Origin of the sequence: Morganella sp. EGD-HP17 (assembly GCF_000512315.2) — a bacterium.
GTDB lineage: Bacteria > Pseudomonadota > Gammaproteobacteria > Enterobacterales > Enterobacteriaceae > Morganella > Morganella morganii.
In genome coordinates this window covers 209330-228091 of the sequence record NZ_AZRH01000004.1, presented here as the reverse complement: position 1 = coordinate 228091, position 18762 = coordinate 209330, and the positions used below count along the sequence as shown (strand labels likewise).

The 18762-nt window shown below is 50.3% G+C and carries 15 protein-coding genes; 11 read left to right on the top strand and 4 right to left on the bottom strand.

The genetic code is table 11. The features are described 5' to 3' along the window. Positions 1-29: 29 nt before the first annotated feature. The 5 genes from atpD to X965_RS06670 all read left to right on the top strand — a co-directional run bounded on the left by atpD (position 30) and on the right by X965_RS06670 (position 6734). Complete coding sequence (atpD, locus tag X965_RS06690; protein ID WP_004236732.1) at positions 30-1412, top strand: F0F1 ATP synthase subunit beta; 1383 nt, start codon at positions 30-32, stop codon at positions 1410-1412. 21 nt (positions 1413-1433) lie between these two features. Next, positions 1434-1859 carry a F0F1 ATP synthase subunit epsilon gene (locus X965_RS06685; protein ID WP_004236731.1) on the top strand — a complete coding sequence of 142 codons (426 nt, stop codon included), beginning with the start codon at positions 1434-1436 and terminating at the stop codon, positions 1857-1859. Positions 1860-1988: 129 nt separating this feature from the next. Further along, on the top strand, positions 1989-3362 hold the full coding sequence (gene glmU, locus X965_RS06680) for a bifunctional UDP-N-acetylglucosamine diphosphorylase/glucosamine-1-phosphate N-acetyltransferase GlmU (RefSeq protein WP_004236730.1): 1374 nt from the start codon (positions 1989-1991) through the stop codon (positions 3360-3362). 94 nt (positions 3363-3456) lie between these two features. Next, entirely contained in the window at positions 3457-5286 is a 1830-nt protein-coding gene (gene glmS, locus X965_RS06675; protein WP_004236729.1) for a glutamine--fructose-6-phosphate transaminase (isomerizing), read from the top strand. 287 nt (positions 5287-5573) lie between these two features. Then, positions 5574-6734, top strand: a complete 1161-nt coding sequence (locus X965_RS06670) for a methyl-accepting chemotaxis protein (protein ID WP_015422362.1) — start codon at positions 5574-5576, stop codon at positions 6732-6734. Here the strand turns inward: X965_RS06670 and X965_RS06665 are convergent. The 3 genes from X965_RS06665 to nagK form a co-directional block, all read right to left on the bottom strand. Beyond that, positions 6725-8266, bottom strand: coding sequence for a PAS domain-containing methyl-accepting chemotaxis protein (locus X965_RS06665; protein WP_036417488.1), 1542 nt, complete (start codon positions 8264-8266; stop codon positions 6725-6727). The two genes, X965_RS06670 and X965_RS06665, sit on opposite strands and share 10 nt — an antisense overlap. Positions 8267-8732: 466 nt before the next feature. Next, positions 8733-9497, bottom strand: a complete 765-nt coding sequence (locus X965_RS06660) for a DUF2169 domain-containing protein (RefSeq protein ID WP_051997317.1) — start codon at positions 9495-9497, stop codon at positions 8733-8735. A gap of 231 nt (positions 9498-9728) precedes the next feature. Further along, positions 9729-10640 (bottom strand): N-acetylglucosamine kinase, encoded by a 912-nt coding sequence (nagK, locus tag X965_RS06655; protein WP_036417487.1) that lies wholly within the window; start codon positions 10638-10640, stop codon positions 9729-9731. 203 nt (positions 10641-10843) lie between these two features. Here nagK and asd point away from each other — a divergent pair, with 203 nt between their 5' ends. Beyond that, a complete protein-coding gene (asd, locus tag X965_RS06650) occupies positions 10844-11953 on the top strand; it encodes an aspartate-semialdehyde dehydrogenase (RefSeq protein WP_036417485.1) in 1110 nt (369 codons plus the stop codon). A 403-nt stretch (positions 11954-12356) separates the two neighbouring features. Here asd and X965_RS19885 read toward each other — a convergent pair whose 3' ends face one another. Continuing rightward, the gene (locus X965_RS19885; protein WP_004236722.1) at positions 12357-12491 is read right to left on the bottom strand and encodes a hypothetical protein; all 135 of its coding nucleotides are present in this window, start codon (positions 12489-12491) and stop codon (positions 12357-12359) included. 351 nt (positions 12492-12842) lie between these two features. On the opposite strand from X965_RS19885, the gene X965_RS06640 reads away from it, so the two are divergent. The 5 genes from X965_RS06640 (at position 12843) to X965_RS06620 (ending at position 18723) form a co-directional block, all read left to right on the top strand. Further along, entirely contained in the window at positions 12843-14225 is a 1383-nt protein-coding gene (locus tag X965_RS06640) for a glutamate decarboxylase (RefSeq protein WP_036417480.1), read from the top strand. 71 nt (positions 14226-14296) lie between these two features. Further along, positions 14297-15778, top strand: coding sequence for a putative glutamine/gamma-aminobutyrate antiporter GadC (gene gadC, locus X965_RS06635; protein ID WP_004240194.1), 1482 nt, complete (start codon positions 14297-14299; stop codon positions 15776-15778). Beyond that, a complete protein-coding gene (glsA, locus tag X965_RS06630) occupies positions 15775-16704 on the top strand; it encodes a glutaminase A (protein WP_004236718.1) in 930 nt (309 codons plus the stop codon). The genes gadC and glsA overlap by 4 nt, the downstream gene beginning before the upstream one ends. Positions 16705-16796: 92 nt before the next feature. Next, a complete protein-coding gene (locus X965_RS06625; RefSeq protein WP_036417477.1) occupies positions 16797-18077 on the top strand; it encodes an APC family permease in 1281 nt (426 codons plus the stop codon). Then, entirely contained in the window at positions 18070-18723 is a 654-nt protein-coding gene (locus X965_RS06620; protein WP_004236716.1) for a MarC family protein, read from the top strand. The genes X965_RS06625 and X965_RS06620 overlap by 8 nt, the downstream gene beginning before the upstream one ends. Positions 18724-18762: the final 39 nt, after the last annotated feature.

Below are 18762 nucleotides of genomic sequence, written 5' to 3'. Positions count from 1 at the left end.
GGTTTTACGAATTACGTAGAGGATTCAAGATGGCTACTGGAAAAATCATCCAGGTTATCGGCGCCGTTGTGGACGTCGAATTTCCTCAGGATGCAGTACCGAAAGTGTACGATGCGCTTGAGGTAACAAATGGTAAAGAAAAACTGGTGCTGGAAGTTCAGCAGCAGTTAGGCGGCGGGGTTGTCCGTTGTATCGCTATGGGTACATCTGATGGTCTGAGCCGTAATCTGGAAGTAACCGATTTAGGCCACCCGATCGAAGTCCCTGTCGGCGTGAAAACCTTAGGACGTATCATGAACGTTCTGGGTGATCCGATCGATATGAAAGGTGACATCGGCGCAGAAGAAAAATGGTCTATTCACCGTGCTGCACCAACATACGAAGAACTGTCTAACTCCCAGGAACTGCTGGAAACAGGTATCAAAGTAATGGACCTGATCTGCCCGTTCGCGAAGGGTGGTAAAGTCGGTCTGTTCGGTGGTGCGGGTGTGGGTAAAACCGTAAACATGATGGAACTGATCCGTAACATCGCGATCGAGCACTCCGGTTACTCTGTATTCGCAGGGGTCGGTGAGCGTACCCGTGAAGGTAACGACTTCTATCATGAAATGACAGACTCCAACGTTCTGGACAAAGTATCACTCGTGTACGGCCAGATGAACGAGCCACCGGGAAACCGTCTGCGCGTTGCTCTGACCGGTCTGACCATGGCGGAAAAATTCCGTGATGAAGGCCGCGATGTACTGCTGTTCGTTGATAACATCTACCGTTATACCCTGGCCGGTACTGAAGTATCCGCGCTGTTAGGCCGTATGCCTTCAGCGGTAGGTTACCAGCCGACACTGGCGGAAGAAATGGGTGTGCTTCAGGAACGTATCACATCGACCAAAACAGGCTCTATCACGTCTGTACAGGCCGTTTACGTCCCTGCGGATGACTTAACTGACCCGTCTCCTGCAACCACGTTCGCCCACCTTGATGCGACCGTCGTTCTGAGCCGTCAGATTGCGTCTCTGGGTATCTACCCTGCGGTTGACCCGCTGGATTCCACCAGCCGTCAGCTTGACCCGCTCGTTGTTGGTCAGGAGCACTACGATGTTGCCCGTGGCGTACAGTCAATCCTCCAGCGTTATCAGGAACTGAAAGATATCATCGCAATCCTCGGGATGGATGAGCTGTCAGAAGAAGATAAACTGGTTGTTGCACGTGCCCGTAAAATCCAGCGCTTCCTGTCTCAGCCGTTCTTCGTGGCAGAAGTCTTCACCGGTTCACCGGGTAAGTTCGTTTCCCTGAAAGACACTATCCGTGGCTTTAAAGGTATCCTGGAAGGTGATTACGATCATCTGCCGGAGCAGGCGTTCTACATGGTTGGTACCATCGAAGAAGCTGTGGAAAAAGCGAAGAAGATTTAATCCGGTTGACAGGAGGCTGATATGTCTGCAATGACGTTTCACCTGACGGTAGTAAGTGCCGAAAAACAACTGTTTAAGGGCTTAGTCCAGAAGATTCAGGTGACAGGCAGTGAAGGTGAGCTGGGTATTTACCCGATGCATACCCCGCTGCTGACTGCCATAAAACCGGGCATGGTACGGATTGTTAAGCAATTTGGCGAAGAAGAGCTTATCTACCTTTCAGGCGGAATGCTCGAAGTACAGCCAAACGGCGTTATCGTACTTGCGGACACGGCTATCCGTGCAAACGATCTGGATGCTGCACTGGCGATGGAATCAAAACGCCGCGCGGAAGAAAACATCCGGAAAGCACATGGTGACGTGGATTATGCTCAGGCATCAGCCGAACTGGCAAAAGCAATTGCAAAATTACGTGTAATTGACGAGTTAGCCAAGAAGATGATGTAACCGAGGCAGTTAAAATATAAAAGCCAGTCAGTATCCGCTGACTGGCTTTTTTGCGTTGCGAAATATGTGGTATTTTTTTGTGTAAAAAGGTTTACTTGGCACTCTAAAAGAGGAGCGATCAGATTTCTTATGTCTACGAATGCTAAAAGTGTGGTAATTCTCGCTGCGGGTAAAGGTACCCGGATGTACTCCGCGCTGCCTAAGGTATTACATCACCTGGCAGGCAAACCGATGGTTCAGCATGTGATTGATACTGCCCTTTCACTGGGCGCACAGAATGTGCATCTGGTTTACGGACACGGCGGTGATTTATTACAGAATACGCTGTCGGATCAGAATCTGAACTGGGTTTTACAGGCAGAACAACTGGGAACCGGGCATGCGATGCAGCAGGCTGCACCTCACTTTGCCGATGACGAAGATATTCTGATGCTGTACGGCGATGTTCCGCTGATCGCGGCTGAAACCCTGGAACGCCTGATGGCGGTCAAACCGGAAGGCGGCATTGGCCTGCTGACGGTGATCCTGGATAACCCGGCGGGTTACGGCCGCATCATCCGTGAAAACGGACTGGTGACCGGGATTATCGAACAGAAAGATGCCTCTGAAGAGCAGCAGAAAATCAAAGAAATCAATACCGGTATTCTGGTTGCCAATGGTGGTGATCTCAAACGCTGGTTAGCAAAACTGAACAACAATAATGCGCAGGGTGAATTTTATATCACCGATATTATTGCCATTGCGCATCAGGAAGGACGTCGTATTGAGACGGCTCATCCGGAAAAACTGAGTGAAATGGAAGGGGTGAATAACCGCCTTCAGCTCGCGGCGCTGGAGCGTATTTATCAGCGTGAACAGGCTGATCGTCTGTTGCTCGAAGGTGTGATGATTCTGGATCCGGCGCGTTTTGACCTGCGCGGCACTCTGACACACGGCAAAGATGTCATCATTGACGTGAATGTCATTATCGAAGGCAATGTGACTCTCGGTAATAATGTGGTAATTGGCGCCGGTTGTGTGCTGAAAGATTGCGTTATCGGTGATGGCTCGGTGCTCAGCCCGTATACCGTGGTGGAATCATCTGAAATGGCCCGCGACTGTACTGTTGGTCCGTTTGCCCGTCTGCGTCCCGGCTCTGTGCTGGCAGACAAAGCCCATGTCGGCAACTTTGTTGAAATGAAGAAAGCGACACTCGGCGTCGGCTCCAAAGCCGGACATCTCAGCTACCTGGGGGATGCGGAAATCGGTAACGATGTGAATATCGGTGCCGGAACCATCACCTGTAACTATGATGGTGCAAACAAATTCAAAACGGTAATCGGCGATGATGTTTTTGTCGGCTCTGATACTCAGCTGGTGGCACCGGTCACTATCGGGAAAGGCGCGACCGTCGGTGCCGGTACAACCGTAACAAAAGATGTGGGTGATAATGAACTGGTGATAAGCCGGGTCAGACAAACCCAGATTTCCGGCTGGAAACGTCCGGTAAAAATGAAAAAGTAAATACAATAATAACCCCATATCTACACAGCCCGGGGACACGGCAACGCCGTAAAAACAATCAGGCAGGACATCGTTAAATCAGGAATTTACAACTATGTGTGGAATTGTTGGTGCAGTAGCACAACGTGATATCGCTGAAATTCTGTTAGAAGGGCTTCGTCGTCTGGAATACCGCGGGTATGACTCTGCCGGTATGGCGGTTGTGGACAGCGAAGGGCACCTGACCCGCCTGCGTGAAGTCGGTAAAGTGAAAATGCTGGCGGAAGAAGCAGAAAAAACGCCGGTTTCCGGCGGCACCGGTATCGCGCACACACGCTGGGCAACGCATGGCGAGCCTCTGGAACGCAACGCACACCCGCATGTTTCCGGAAATATCGCCGTTGTTCATAACGGTATTATTGAAAACTACAGTGAATTACGGGAATTACTGAAAGGCCGCGGCTATCAGTTCACTTCCGACACTGACACTGAAGTTATCGCACACCTGGTGAACTGGGAACATTCACAGGGCGGTACGCTGCGTGAAGCCGTACAGCGCGCTATCCCGCAACTGCGCGGTGCATACGGTACGGTGATTATGGATTCCCGCACACCGGAACTGCTGGTTGCTGCCCGTTCAGGCAGCCCGCTGGTGGTCGGCCTGGGTGTCGGTGAAAACTTCCTCGCCTCTGATCAGCTGGCGCTGCTGCCGGTTACCCGCCGCTTTATCTACCTGGAAGAAGGGGATATCGTCGAAATTACCCGCCGTCATGTTCATATTTTTGACCGCAATGGTGATGAAGCAGAACGCGATGTGATTGAATCCAACGTTCAGTATGATGCCGGTGATAAAGGTATTTACCGTCATTATATGCAGAAAGAGATCTATGAGCAGCCGCTGGCCATCAAAAACACGATGGAAGGGCGTCTGCGCAATGAAACGGTCGAATTCAGCGAGCTGGGTGAAAAAGCCCGTGATGTGCTGTCCGGTATTGAGCATATCCAGATTGTTGCCTGCGGTACGTCATTCAACGCCGGGATGGTCTCCCGCTACTGGTTTGAAGCTCTGGCAGGTATACCGTGTGATGTGGAAATCGCCTCTGAATTCCGTTACCGCAAACCGGCCTGCCGTAAGAACAGCCTGCTGATCACCATTTCACAATCCGGTGAAACCGCAGATACCCTGGCGGCACTGCGTCTGGGTAAAGAGCTGGGCTATCTGACTTCTCTGGCTATCTGTAACGTTGCCGGTTCATCACTGGTGCGTGAATCTGATTTTGCTGTGATGACCAAAGCCGGGACTGAAATCGGTGTGGCCTCCACCAAGGCATTCACTACTCAGCTGACTGTTCTGCTGATGCTGGTGGCTTACCTCGGCCGCCTGAAAGGCAAAGGTGAAGCGCTGGAGCACAGTATTGTGACTGCACTGCATGCGCTGCCGAGCCGTATTGAGAGTATGCTGTCTCAGGATAAAGTCATTGAGCAGCTGGCGGAAGATTTCTCAGACAAGAGCCACGCACTGTTCCTGGGCCGCGGGGATCAGTTCCCGATCGCGGTGGAAGGCGCGCTGAAACTCAAAGAGATCTCCTATATCCACGCAGAAGCCTATGCCGCCGGTGAATTAAAACACGGTCCGCTGGCACTGATTGACGCGGATATGCCGGTCATTATCGTGGCACCAAACAACGAACTGCTGGAAAAACTGAAATCCAACATTGAAGAAGTCCGTGCCCGTGGTGGTCTGCTGTATGTCTTCGCAGATAAAGACGCCGGTTTCAGCGACAGCGAAAATATGAAAATTATTCCGCTGCCGTATGTGGAAGAGCTTATTGCTCCAATCTTCTACACCATCCCGTTACAACTGCTCTCTTATCACGTTGCCTTAATTAAAGGTACTGATGTGGATCAGCCGCGTAACCTGGCGAAATCAGTGACGGTTGAATAAGCTGAGCCTGATTTAGTTTCAGATAATTAATTAGTAAAGCCCGGCGCGTATCACCGTGATACACGCCGGGCTTTTTCTATCCCGCCATTCTCATCCTTAAGAAAAACAACATCATTATTTGACTAATAATCATATTTATAAACTAAATGTGATTAGGTTCACTTACTTATCAGTAATAGAATTTGAATTTATTTCTTTAATAACCAATTATATAGAAAGCCAAAAGAAAAAATAAATTAAGATTCAGGCACTAAAAATATCGCAAAATACCAATACTGGAGTAAGTTATGCTTAAACATATCAGTATAAGAACCGTCATTGTCGTCTTTCTCATCTGTAATTTCACTACAATTAATATTATCTTTCTCTTGCCCCTGTCCGCACTAATTAAATTAGTAATGCTTAATATTGTTAGTGTTTTTACGTTCGCCTGCTCATGGTTTTACATTACGAAGTATCTGGTTATGCCGATCAATGCCGTGAAAAACAGTATTGATGAGGTTAACGCCGGTAACTTGTCGGTGCGGATCCCGGTATTTGGTAATAACTGTGCCGGACGCCTGATCCCCGGGGTGAATCAGCTGGCGGAAAGCCTTTCTCTGCTGGTCAGTGAAATTCGCAGCTCATCAGATTCCGCATCTGTGTTGTCTGAGCAACTGGCAATGCGCAGTTTTGAGCTGTCTGCCAAGACGGAGCAGCAATCAGCCATGCTGGTGGAAACAGCGGCCAATATGGAGGAGATTGCCGCCGGGACTAAAAATAATGCGGAGAATACGGTGCTGGTCAGTGAGCATGCACAGGAAGCAACGGTGTTTGCCGGACATGGCGGTAAGCTGATGGAGGAAGTGGCCACCAATATGCATTCTATTAATGAATGCACCAATAAGATGACTGAAATTATCACCCTGATTGATTCCATTGCCTTCCAGACCAACATTCTGGCGCTGAATGCCGCTGTAGAGGCCGCCCGTGCCGGTGAGCACGGCAGAGGGTTTACTGTTGTGGCCGGTGAGGTCAGAAATCTGGCTCACCGCAGTTCAGAATCAGCGAAAAATATTAAATCCCTGATTGCGGTGACAACCGATAATGTTAAGCAGGGAGAGGATATTGTTCACCGCGCCGAAGTGAATATGAATAAGATTGTTGAGGGTGCGGAGCGGGTAAACGGCCTGATGGCGCAGATCTCTGTTTCCACACAACAGCAGCAGCAGGGGATTGAGCAGATAGCAACGGCCCTTTCCGAGCTGGAACAGGCAACTCAGGGCAGTGTGATGATCGCCGATGAGCTTGCCGGTTCTTCTGATGCGCTTAAGGCTCAGGTTGCGGATTTACAGTCACGGACACGGGATTTCCGCCTGACGAATCACACCGCTGCTCAGCCACACAGCAAACCGGCATTAAACACCGGTAAACGGGTTGCGCGGTTTGCCGCATCAGCTCAGGCATGATTGCCGAAAACCTGAATTGCCTGCTGTAATCGCGAGGAGCGCCGTGTCAGTTCAGAGGTGGCACCGGTGACATTATTGACCATTTCAGTATTGTTGCCGGTCATGGTGCCGATACGGGCGACGGATTCATTGATAAGTTCCAGTGCCTGAGTCTGTTCTTTGGTGGCAAGACCGATTTCATTGATCATGGATGACATTTTCAGCACATCGGTGACCATTTCCCCGAGCTGGGTTTCGGTCTGCTCTGCCATTGTCACGCCGGTGCGGACATTGGCCGCGTTTTTCTCAATCAGGGTTTTTATCTCTTTGGCGGCAGAGGCGGAATGCAGCGCCAGGTTGCGCACCTCTGCGGCCACAACAGAAAAGCCCCGTCCGGCATCCCCTGCACGGGCGGCTTCCACCGACGCATTCAGCGCCAGAATGTTAGTCTGAAAAGCAATACGGTCAATCACACCGATGATATCAACAATCTGATTATTATCCGCAGAAATGGTATGCATCATATCGATGGTTTTCTGCATAGTTTCGTTGCTTTGTGTTGCGCTGTTACTCGCATTACCGGCGATATTCATCGTCAGATAAACACTCTCGGCAGTCTGCTGCACCGCACTGCTGATTTCCTCAATGGCGACTGCGGTTTGCTGCAGATGGGCGGATGCCTCTTCAGAGCGGGTATGCAGCGCGGTGGTTTCCTGTGAAACCCGCTGGTTGATAGCGCGGATCCCGGCAACCTGTGTGCTGACATCATCCACCAGCGAGTTCAGATTAAGCCCGGATTGATTCACCAGGCGCATCAGTAATCCGATCTCATCAACCCTGTCCATATGCACCGGATCCGGTTTCCGTCCGGAAACGACTTTTTTCATCTGTGACAGCAGTAATTTAACCGGCTGAGAGACTTGTGACTGAAGGTAAACCGACAGCAGAATAAATAAAGCCGCCACACCGCCCGCCTGAATAAACGGATTTAACGGTGAAAATACCAGAGCCAGGGTTAATAACATTACAGTTAATAAGGAATAATTAATCCGCTGCCCGACCGGCAGCCATTTCAGTAATGATAAAAATGCCAGTTTACCTTTACGGATAATAATACCTTTAAAAAGACGATATCCGTTTAATTTATTACTCTTTAACCTGCTGTAAAGTGAGGCGCTTTTTTTTATTTCATCACGGGTTGGTACTGTCCGGACAGAAATATAGCCTGTCAGTTTTTTATCGTGCCAGACCGGGGTGACATTTGCCCGCACCCAGTAATGGTCGCCGTTACGGCAGCGGTTCTTGATAATACCTGTCCAGCTGTCACCCTGCTGCAGGGTATACCACATATCGGCAAAGGCTGCCGGGGGCATGTCCGGGTGGCGGATAATATTATGAGGCTGTCCGGTTAATTGCCCTTCCTCAAACCCGCTTGCGGTAATAAATGCAGAGTTTGCATAGGTTATATGGCTCTGAGTGTCAGTGGTTGACATTAATATTGCATTATCGTTAAGCGAGTATTCATGCTGTGTGACAGGTATGTTGTTTTTCATGATAACCCCGGGTGATATAAAATAATTAACAAATAGCCCTCCGCACTGTAAAAAAACAGTACAGAATGGTTGTTTTATTTTTTGGCTAATATATTAGCAATTGACCGGGAAATATAGATTTTTTTATTTTTAAAAATTATTTTTTGTCATGAAAATGAAACAATTTAAGCGATCTTTAATTATTAAATTAATATTATGGTTGTTCTTTTTTATTGATGTGACAACGGTTTTTATGTTATTCGTTTTTTATATCGGATAGGAATTTTAAATTTAAATAAATCTCAGTTTCGGAATTTTTAAATCATTACTTAACCGTAATTTTCAGTCAAGACAATGGCGGCATTTTTAAGGTAAATGTGTACCGGTTATCTGGCCGGATGATCCGGAATGTGGCGCAGCGTCATTTCGGCGATATTCAGTGATTCCGGCAGAGCGATACGGTAAGTGCAGAACACTTTTCTCAGGTTCATGTCCACAACGACGGTGTCGGGTGGGCACCACACCAGTAATTGAGGTTATCCGGTGTCTGCGGCGGGTGTGATGACACCGGGTCATTATCCCCGGCGTACTCTGCCCGTCCCTGCCAGGTCCGGCCGAAAAAACCGAAACCGTCCGGGCGGAGTATCTGACTGATATGCTCTGCCGGGATATCCGGGGATTCTATCTGATGCGCCGGTAACTGTGTTTTATCACACTGAGCCAGAAATTCCGCCGGATACCAGCCCATACCAACCGGGTTTGCCGGAGAGGTAAAAACCGTATCACCGGCGCTGTATGTACCGCCGGAGGCATGCTCATAACGGATATCAAGATAACTGATCGGTTCAGATTCTGTGAGAAACCACTCGTCATCCTCCTTTACCCAGTAACGGGGACCGAATATGCGCAGGACTTTCTGATATTTTCCGATCTGAATACCGACATCAAAAACCGGAACCGGATTATTTTCCGGGACAAATGCTGTGGCGTTAATGACAATATCAGTTTTTGGTTTATAAGGGGCTAAATCACTTTCGTATTCAATACTGGTATCAACCATTTCATTGTAGCTGACATCCGTATAATTCAGCAGGGATTGTTCCGGGGAAATAACAAGCTGGCTCTGTCCGTCACGGTTATTTATCCGGATATCATAGGTAATACGTGATGCAACGATATGAAATGTATCATATTGCTGATTATCGCTGTCATAATTCAGCGCCGGAAAAATAGTGTGGTTGATAAAATTCATGACATTAGCCTTTATAACAGATAAAAAATCACAAAAATACGCAATTTCCCTCAGGCTGATGTAATACAAGGCAGATATAATAATATCCTATGTATAAACACGATATTTTTACGGATTCAGCCGGTTTTTAATATCGCTAATGTAGTCTTTTTCCGGGAAAAGAATATAAGAGTTAGCCGATATTCTTTTTATTATTTACCGCCCGCACCGCAGGCGGTAAATAAAGGTTTATCAGCCGGAAAAATTGAGACAGGCTGCGCCCCGGGCGCCGCCGGAATCTCCGTAGCGGGCTTTATGAATGGCGGGCAGTGAGGCAACGCCATAGAGATACTGCGGCAGGTATTCCGGCAGCAGGCGGTAAATATCCTCAAACTGTGATAATCCGCCGCCGATCACCAGCAAATCAGGATCAAAGACACTCAGCACATTTCCCAGATAGTGCGCGAGCAGCGACATATACCGCTCAACGTGCAGTTTTGCATTATGATCACCGTCGTAGTAACGGGCGATAATATCAACTGCACTGAGCTTTTCGCCGTAAAATGCCGTGAAAATCCGCTCAAATCCGGGGCCGGAAAGATAAGTTTCAAAACAGCCGGTTTTTCCGCAGCCGCAGAGGGTCTCCGGAACCTGATGCCCGAGAAGCTTATCCCCTTCCAGCGTCATATTGATGTGGCCGATTTCACCGGCGATCCCGTTTTTCCCCGGTAACACGGTGCCGTTAATCACAAAGCCGCCGCCGACACCGGTACCGAGGATCAGCCCCAGTACTGTCGGATAGTGGCGGAATGCCGGATCCCAGGCTTCGGAGAGTGCAAAGCAGTTGGCGTCATTTTCAATTTTTACCGGGCGCTGCAATATGGTTTCCAGATCATGACGCAGCGGCTGATACTGAGCGGCAGGCACATTGGTGGTAAACACCGTTCCTTTTTCATGATTCACAATGCCGGGAACGCCGATACCGATTTTTCCTTTGCATCCGAGTTCGCTATCCGCCTGTTCTGTCAGCTGTCTGAATGCTTCAAGCAGCGCGGCGTAGCTCTCTTTCGGTGTCGCAATACGCTTTTGCCAGACCGGTTCCAGTGCTTCATTAAAAACGGCAAGCTCAATTTTCGTCCCGCCCATATCAAAACCGTAATACATGATGATTCCGCCCTGTTCTGATCACTGTTGTGTTATCCCCAGCATAAAGCACCGGCAGCCGGATGAGAACCCGTCGTCTGATATAAGTTCCGCTTCTGAACAGCGGGGGATCATCAATAAATTCACTTGCACCGTTATTCATATTTTGTCAGGTTAAGAGTATTGCAAACGCAGTTCAGATGAGAATAAAAGGAAACATCACGATGAAAAATGTGGGATTTGTCGGCTGGCGCGGGATGGTGGGGTCTGTGCTGATGCAGCGCATGACAGAAGAGCGGGATTTTGACGGGATCCGTCCGGTATTTTTCTCAACCTCGCAAAGTGGCGGGGAAGCGCCGTCATTCGGCGGGCACCGCAGCACGTTACAGGATGCATTTGATATTGATGCACTGCGCGCGCTCGACATTATTATCAGCTGCCAGGGCGGCGATTACACCAATGATGTTTATCCGAAGCTGCGTCAGAGCGGCTGGGACGGCTACTGGATTGATGCGGCATCAGCACTGCGGATGAATGATGACGCCATTATTATTCTCGACCCGGTGAACGGTAAGCATATAGAAGAAGGGCTGAACCGCGGCATTAAAACATTTGTCGGCGGTAACTGTACGGTCAGCCTGATGCTGATGTCCCTGGGCGGCCTGTTTGAGGCGGATCTGGTGGAGTGGGCCTCTGTGGCAACCTACCAGGCGGCATCCGGTGCCGGTGCGCGTCATATGCGTGAATTGCTGGTGCAGATGGGGGCACTGAATGCCCATGTGGTGAAAGAGTTACAGGACCCGGCCTCCGCGATTCTGGATATTGAACGCAAAGTCACTGAATTTACCCGCAGTGGTGCATTACCGGCGGAACAGTTCGGTGTACCGCTGGCCGGGAGCCTGATCCCGTGGATTGATAAGCAGCTGGATAACGGCCAGAGCCGCGAAGAGTGGAAAGGGCAGGCTGAAACCAACAAAATTCTGTCACGCGGTCAGAATATTATTCCGGTGGATGGCTTGTGTGTCCGTATAGGCGCTCTGCGCTGCCACAGCCAGGCATTTACCCTGAAACTGAAGAAAGATCTGCCGGTTGCGGAGATTGAGTCTCTGCTGGCAGCTCATAATGAGTGGGTTCGCGTGGTGCCGAATGATCGCGATATTACCGTGCGTGAGCTGACCCCGGCGGCGGTTACCGGCACACTGAAAACGCCGGTCGGGCGCATCCGTAAACTGAATATGGGACCGGATTATATATCTGCGTTTACTGTGGGTGACCAGCTTCTGTGGGGTGCCGCAGAGCCGTTACGCAGAATGCTGAATATTTTACTGAAATAACGACAATAATCTAAATACAGATAATAAAGCAGGCCCATGTGTTGATTTTTTCGCATGGGTCATTTTTTTTGTTTGTGTTTTGCTTTTTTTGCAGAATCTGCATCTTCTCACTGACTGAACCGGTTAAATAACCGGATGTGTGTGTTTTCTGCAACTGAAAAATGTCTGTCAGGTCTATATTACCGGAATTATTGATACACTCCGTTTATTGTTTGTTATTTGCGCAAAATGCACCGGTAACATTTCGTTCCTGTCCCGTTTTTATTTTATTGTTAAAACTGTACACATAATATGTTGTATATCCCCGGGGCTGTTTTATAGCAGCTATTTAATCTTTCTGAGAATTAAAATCCGCGTCAGCAGCCGGAGAGACTGACTTAATGTTTATATTTAGTTGTATGTTTTAAATCACCCGCTGTATCTGTCCCTTTCCTGTTTTTTTGTCTGCTGTTCCCGGCGCTGTAAAAATGGCTTGATTCGGGTAATAAAAAAAGGCGCTGATTTCTGATCCTTCGTACCACCCGCTTTTTCCTGTCATTCATTCTTCTTTCGTTAATTTTAGTCTGTGAGTTTCTTATATAAACACATCCGGATTTCACAAAACCGTAACGAAATAAATAAATGTTTCTTTTGTGTTAATCCGGTTTTTTATTAACGGAATTTATTTATTATCGCAATGGTTAAATCAGATCACATAAGAAAATATAATTATTAACCTGTTTTACGGGTTTGAAAATTACACATTTCATAAGCTAATATACTTAGGTTGCTTCACTGAATGCATATTTTCAGCAGGAGATATCCTGTTTTTCCGTAAACTCCCGTGTTCAGAATGACAGCAGCGTTAATTAATTTTAACTATCAATAAGTGATCTGAGAAGGAGGTTTTATGTCTCTTCATGCAGTGAAAGGTAAAAATAGTTCAGAATTTATTGATATTTACGCATCACCGGACTCGGATGCAAAACTCCCTAAATACAAAATGCCGGACGACAGCAGTGACCCGCGAATTATTTACAGTGTGGTCCGTGACGAATTACTGCTGGATGGTAACTCCCGTCAGAATCTGGCGACATTTTGTACAACCTGGGTTGAGGATGAAGTCAAACAGCTGATGACCGACAGTGTCGATAAAAACATGATCGACAAAGACGAATATCCGCAAACCGCAGAAATTGAAAGCCGCTGTGTGCATATTATTGCCGACCTGTGGAATTCCCCGCAGGCACAGGAAACTATCGGCTGCTCTACCACCGGCTCCAGTGAGGCGGCAATGCTCGGCGGGCTGGCAATGAAATGGCGCTGGCGTAAAAACCGAGAAAAACAGGGGAAAGAGACCGGTAAGCCGAACCTGGTAACCGGCCCGGTACAGGTGTGCTGGGAAAAATTTGCCCGCTATTTTGATGTGGAACTCCGGCAGATCCCGCTGGAAGGCGATGCCCTCGGTATGCAGCCGTCTGATCTGCGCAAATATTGCGATGAAAACACCATCGGCGTGGTGGCGACACTGGGGGTCACGTTTACCGGAATTTATGAACCGGTGGCGGAACTGGCAAAAGAACTGGATGCAATACAACGGGATACCGGTTTTGATATTCCGCTGCATGTTGATGGTGCCAGCGGCGGGTTTATCGCGCCGTTTATCCAGCCGGAACTGGTGTGGGATTTCCGGATTGAGCGGGTGAAATCCATTAACAGCTCCGGACACAAATACGGCCTGTCACCGCTGGGTGTCGGCTGGGTGGTCTGGCGCAGCAAAGAAGACCTGCCGGAAGAGCTGGTTTTCAATGTCGATTATCTCGGCGGCAATATGCCGACATTTGCACTGAACTTTTCCCGTCCCGGCGGGCAAATCATTGCACAGTATTATAATTTCCTGCGTCTGGGACGCGCCGGTTATACCAAAATTCAGCAGGCGTGTGCAGATACTGCGCAATGGCTTGCGGATGAACTGAACAAGCTGGGGATTTTCGACCTGGTGTATGACGGCCGCGGTGCACTGCCGGCGGTGGCTTACAAGCTGAAACCGGGCGTGACACAGTTCAATCTGTATGACCTTTCCGACCGCATCCGCACACGCGGCTGGCTGATAGCCTCTTATCCGCTCCCGGCGGACAGAGAGAAAACCGTTGTTCAGCGCATTATGATCCGTCACGGCGTCAGCCGCGACCTGGCCGCGTTGTTGCTGGATGATATTAAGCGGGCTATCGATCACTTCAGACAAAACCCGGTAGTGAACTCGACTGCCAAAGCCACCTTCCATCACGGTTAATTTTTACACAATGACCTCCGGCCGGTATCAGCGGCCGGAGGATCTCACTCATTATCCTCCGGGGTGCTTTTATGACTGATACTTCAACTAAAAAACCGTCTTCCGGTGCAGCAAAACTGACTGTCGGCACACTTATCGTCATGAATATTGTGGCGGTGGTGAGCCTGCGCGGTTTGCCTGCCGAAGCGGAATACGGTCTCAGTGCGATTTTTTATTATCTGTTTGCGGCAGTGTTTTTCCTGATCCCGGTATCACTGGTTGCTGCTGAACTGGCCACCGGCTGGTCAGAGAAAGGCGGGGTGTTCCGCTGGGTCGGCGAGGCGTTCGGGCCGCGTCTGGCGTTTCTGGCGATGGCGATGCTGTGGATTGAGGTGACGGTCTGGTTCCCGACCGGGCTGACATTCGGGGCGGTATCACTCGCCTTTATCGATCCGCATCAGACATTCGATGAAGCGCTGGCGGCGAATAAATTCTTTGTGCTCGGTATTGTCCTGTTTATCTACTGGCTGGCGACCTTTATTGCCTTTAAAGGCGTGGGCGCGTTTGCCCGGGTATCAAAATGGGGCGGGATTATCGGGACGATTGTTCCGGCGATCATTCTGATTGTACTTGGTTTCTCCTACCTGTTCAGCGGCCAGACGCCGCAGATTGACCTGGCGTGGGATCAGGTTCTGCCGGATTTCTCAAACTTCGATAACATTGTGCTGGCGGCCAGTATTTTCCTGTTCTATGCCGGTATGGAAATGAACGCCATTCACGTAAAAGACATTGATAACCCGACCAAAAACTACCCGAAAGCCATCATTCTGGCGGCGGCGGGTACGGTGGCTATCTTTGTGCTGGGTACGCTGGCGATCGCCTTTATCATTCCTCAGTCCGATATCAGCCTGACCCAGAGTCTGCTGGTGGCTTACGATGACATGTTCAAATGGGCACACATTCCGTGGATGGGGCCGATTGTCGCCGTCATGCTGGCTATCGGTGTGCTGGCGAGTGTGGTGACCTGGGTTGCCGGGCCGTCTTCCGGTCTTCTGGAAGTGGCGAAAGCGGGCTATCTGCCGCACTGGTTCCAGCATACCAACAAGAACGGGATGGCAACACATATCCTGCTGGTACAGGCTGTGCTGGTCTCTCTGCTGGCGGTGCTGTTTGTGGTGCTGCCGTCCGTGCAGGCGGCTTATCAGATCCTCAGTCAGCTGACGGTTATTCTCTATCTGATTATGTATATGCTGATGTTCAGCGCCGCGATTTACCTGCGTTTCAGTCAGCCGCAGCGCGCCCGCCCGTACCGGATCCCGGGCGGTAATGCGGGGATGATTATCCTCGGCGGTATGGGGCTGCTCGGCTCATTAACCGCGTTTCTGTTCAGCTTTATCCCGCCGGCTCAGATTGCGGTCGGCAGCCCGGAAGTGTATGTGGGGGCGCTGATCGGACTGACCGTTCTGTTCGTTCTTCTTCCGTTTGTTGTTTATCAGATCCGTAAACCCGGCTGGCGTGATCCGGACAGTGATTTCGCACCGTTTACATGGGAAAACAAAGGAAAAGCATCATGACAGATTTAACAGCAATCAAACAGGCGGTGACCAATGCCTGGCAGCAGTTTCATCAGGCTCCCGGCGGTGCGAATGCGGATTATATTCCGTTCCTGGCTAATATCCCGTCCGACCTGGCGGCGGTTGCGGTAGTCACTGCTCAGGGCGATATTATCAGCAGCGGTGATGCTGATTACCGGTTTGCCATCGAGTCAATTTCCAAAGTCTGCACGCTGGCACTGGCGCTGGAGGATATCGGCCCGCAGGCGGTTCAGGATCAGATTGGTGCGGATCCGACCGGGCTGCCGTTTAACTCTGTGATGGCGCTGGAGCTGCATAATGATAAGCCGTTGTCGCCGCTGGTGAATGCCGGTGCGATCGCGACCGTCAGTGCGGTTACCGCAAAATCTGCCGATGAACGCTGGCAGCGCATCCTGACCATGCAGCGCCGTCTCGGGTCGGAGAATATTGCTCTGTCGGACGAACTGAATCAGTCAGAGCAGACCACCAATTTCCATAACCGGGGCATATCCTGGCTGCTTTACGCCGCTCAAAACCTCTATTGTGACCCGATGGAGGCCTGTGATGTGTATACCCGCCAGTGCTCCACACTGCTGACCACCAAAGAGCTGGCCACAATGGGCGCGACACTGGCCGGACACGGCAAAAACCCGGTGACCGGTGAGCAGGTGCTGAACCCGGCACATACTCCGTTTATCCTGGCAGAAATGACCATGGAAGGGCTGTACGGCCGCTCCGGTGACTGGGCATACACAGTCGGGTTACCGGGCAAAAGCGGGGTCGGCGGGGGGATCCTCGCAGTGGTACCGGGTGTGATGGGGATAGCGGCATTTTCACCGCCGCTGGATGATGACGGAAACAGTGTCAGAGGCCAGAAAATGGTGGCTTCGGTTGCCGCCGCACTGGGATATAACCTTTACCGGTGATCCCGCTGATAACGATAACGCCCGGGCTTCCGGGCGTTATCAGATATAAATAAACACCAGCGGCAGCACATGTTTTATTTCAGGAGCGGGTTATGAAGCCAGTGTCATCAGAAAAGCCGTTAACGTTGTTACAGGTTATTGCGCTGGGGATCGGCGCAATGGTAGGTGCCGGGATTTTTGCCCTGCTGGGGCAGACGGCACTGATTATGCAATCTGCAACATGGATTGCCTTTGCCTGCGGCGGTCTGGTTGCGTTATTTGCCGGTTATGCCTATGCCCGGTTATCCGCCTGTTATCCCTCGCCGGGCGGTATTATTGATTTCTTCCGGCTGTCATTGCCCGCCGTGCTGACGATCGCCTTATCCTTTTTGTATCTTGTCACGCTGATCCTGACGGTGGCGATGGTGGCAAGGGCGTTCGGGGCTTACGCCGTTCAGCTTTTTCATCAGGGAAATGAATCGGCCTTATTACCGGAAGTGTATACCGCGTTTATTATCATCGCGGTTGGTCTGATGAATATCACCGGCAGCCATGCTGTCGGTAAAGTGGAAGTCCTTCTGGTAGGCACCAAACTGGTGATTATTATCGCCCTGGTGGCGACGGGCGTATTTACTGTGGATACAACACTGCTGAATATCAGCTCGTTTTCCGGAGATACCCTTTTTTCCGCCGTCGGGCTGACGTTTTTCGCCTATGCCGGGTTCGGCATGATGGCAAATGCCTCAGACAAAGTGGCAGACCCCGGCCGGGTGATGCCGAGGGCATTTATGATCGCCATTTTATTCACGATTGTACTGTATATCAGCCTGGCGCTGGTATTGCTCGGTAATCTCTCGCCGTCTCAACTGGTCCGTTATGCGGATACCGCTGTGGCTCAGGTGGCTTATCCCGTATGGGGAAAAACCGGTTTTGTGATTGTGGCCGCCGCCGCGCTGCTGGCGACAACATCCGCCATTAATGCCACCCTGTTTTCCGCCTTCAATATCACCGACAGAATGTGCAGCACCGGTATTCTGCCGGATTCCTGGGGCAAAACGGTATTCCGGCAGGGAACAACAGTGAATATTCTGCTCATTCTGCTGACACTGCTGCTGGCGCTGTTCCTGAATCTCAGTGATCTGGCCAATGTCGCCAGTTTTACGTTTCTTCTGTGCTATCTGATGGTGCTGGTGGTGGCGTGGCGTCAGAGCGCAGTTATCCGGGCATCAAAACTCATTACCGGGACCGGGATTGTCCTTGTCACCGCTGTATTGGCTGGTTTTGTGGTGACGTTGCTGAGCGGAGGATTTATTTCTGTCAGTGTGATTGCCGGGGCCCTTATTCTCTGTCTGTTTGCCGGTTATCTGCGGAAACGGAGCCGGAAAGATGAATGAATGGCTCGATAATATTCTTCTTAATTATGTGACTTTTGTGTCGCTGTTCAGTCCCCCGGCAACTATCACCGCCGCCACGATTATCCTTGGCCGGATTGACCGGAACATATTGTGGCAAATTGCCTGGAAAATTGCGGCGGGATACACGCTGGTCATGCTGGTGGTTATCTGGCTGGGGAACTGGCTGCTGACGGCTCTCGGGCTGAGTGCGGATGCCCTGACCGTCACCGGCGGTATTGCGTTACTGGCACAGGGATGGCCGATGCTTATCCGCGGGGTGAAAGAGGAGCACAGTGATATTCCGGTCAGTGTGACCCCGCCGAAAGATATCATGCGGCTGGCAATGGTACCGCTGCTTTTTCCGCTGTCGATGGGCGGCGGCACGATAGCGGTCGGGATTTCGCTGGCCGGACACAGTGATTCCCTGTCCGGGCTGATACAGCTTTCTGTTGTGATCCTGCTGATGCTGCCCACTATTGCGCTGACTTTTCTCGCAACCGGGCCGCTGCACGGGCGTTTATCCCCGGGGGTGATGGACACCCTGGCGCGGATCTCCGGCATTATTCTGGTTACACTGGCGATTCAGTTACTGGTTTCGGGAATGGTCGGTCTTATCACCACGAATCTGAAGCATCTTACGGGGTGATAAAAAATAAAGCCCGGAAAACCGGGCTTTATGGGGTCT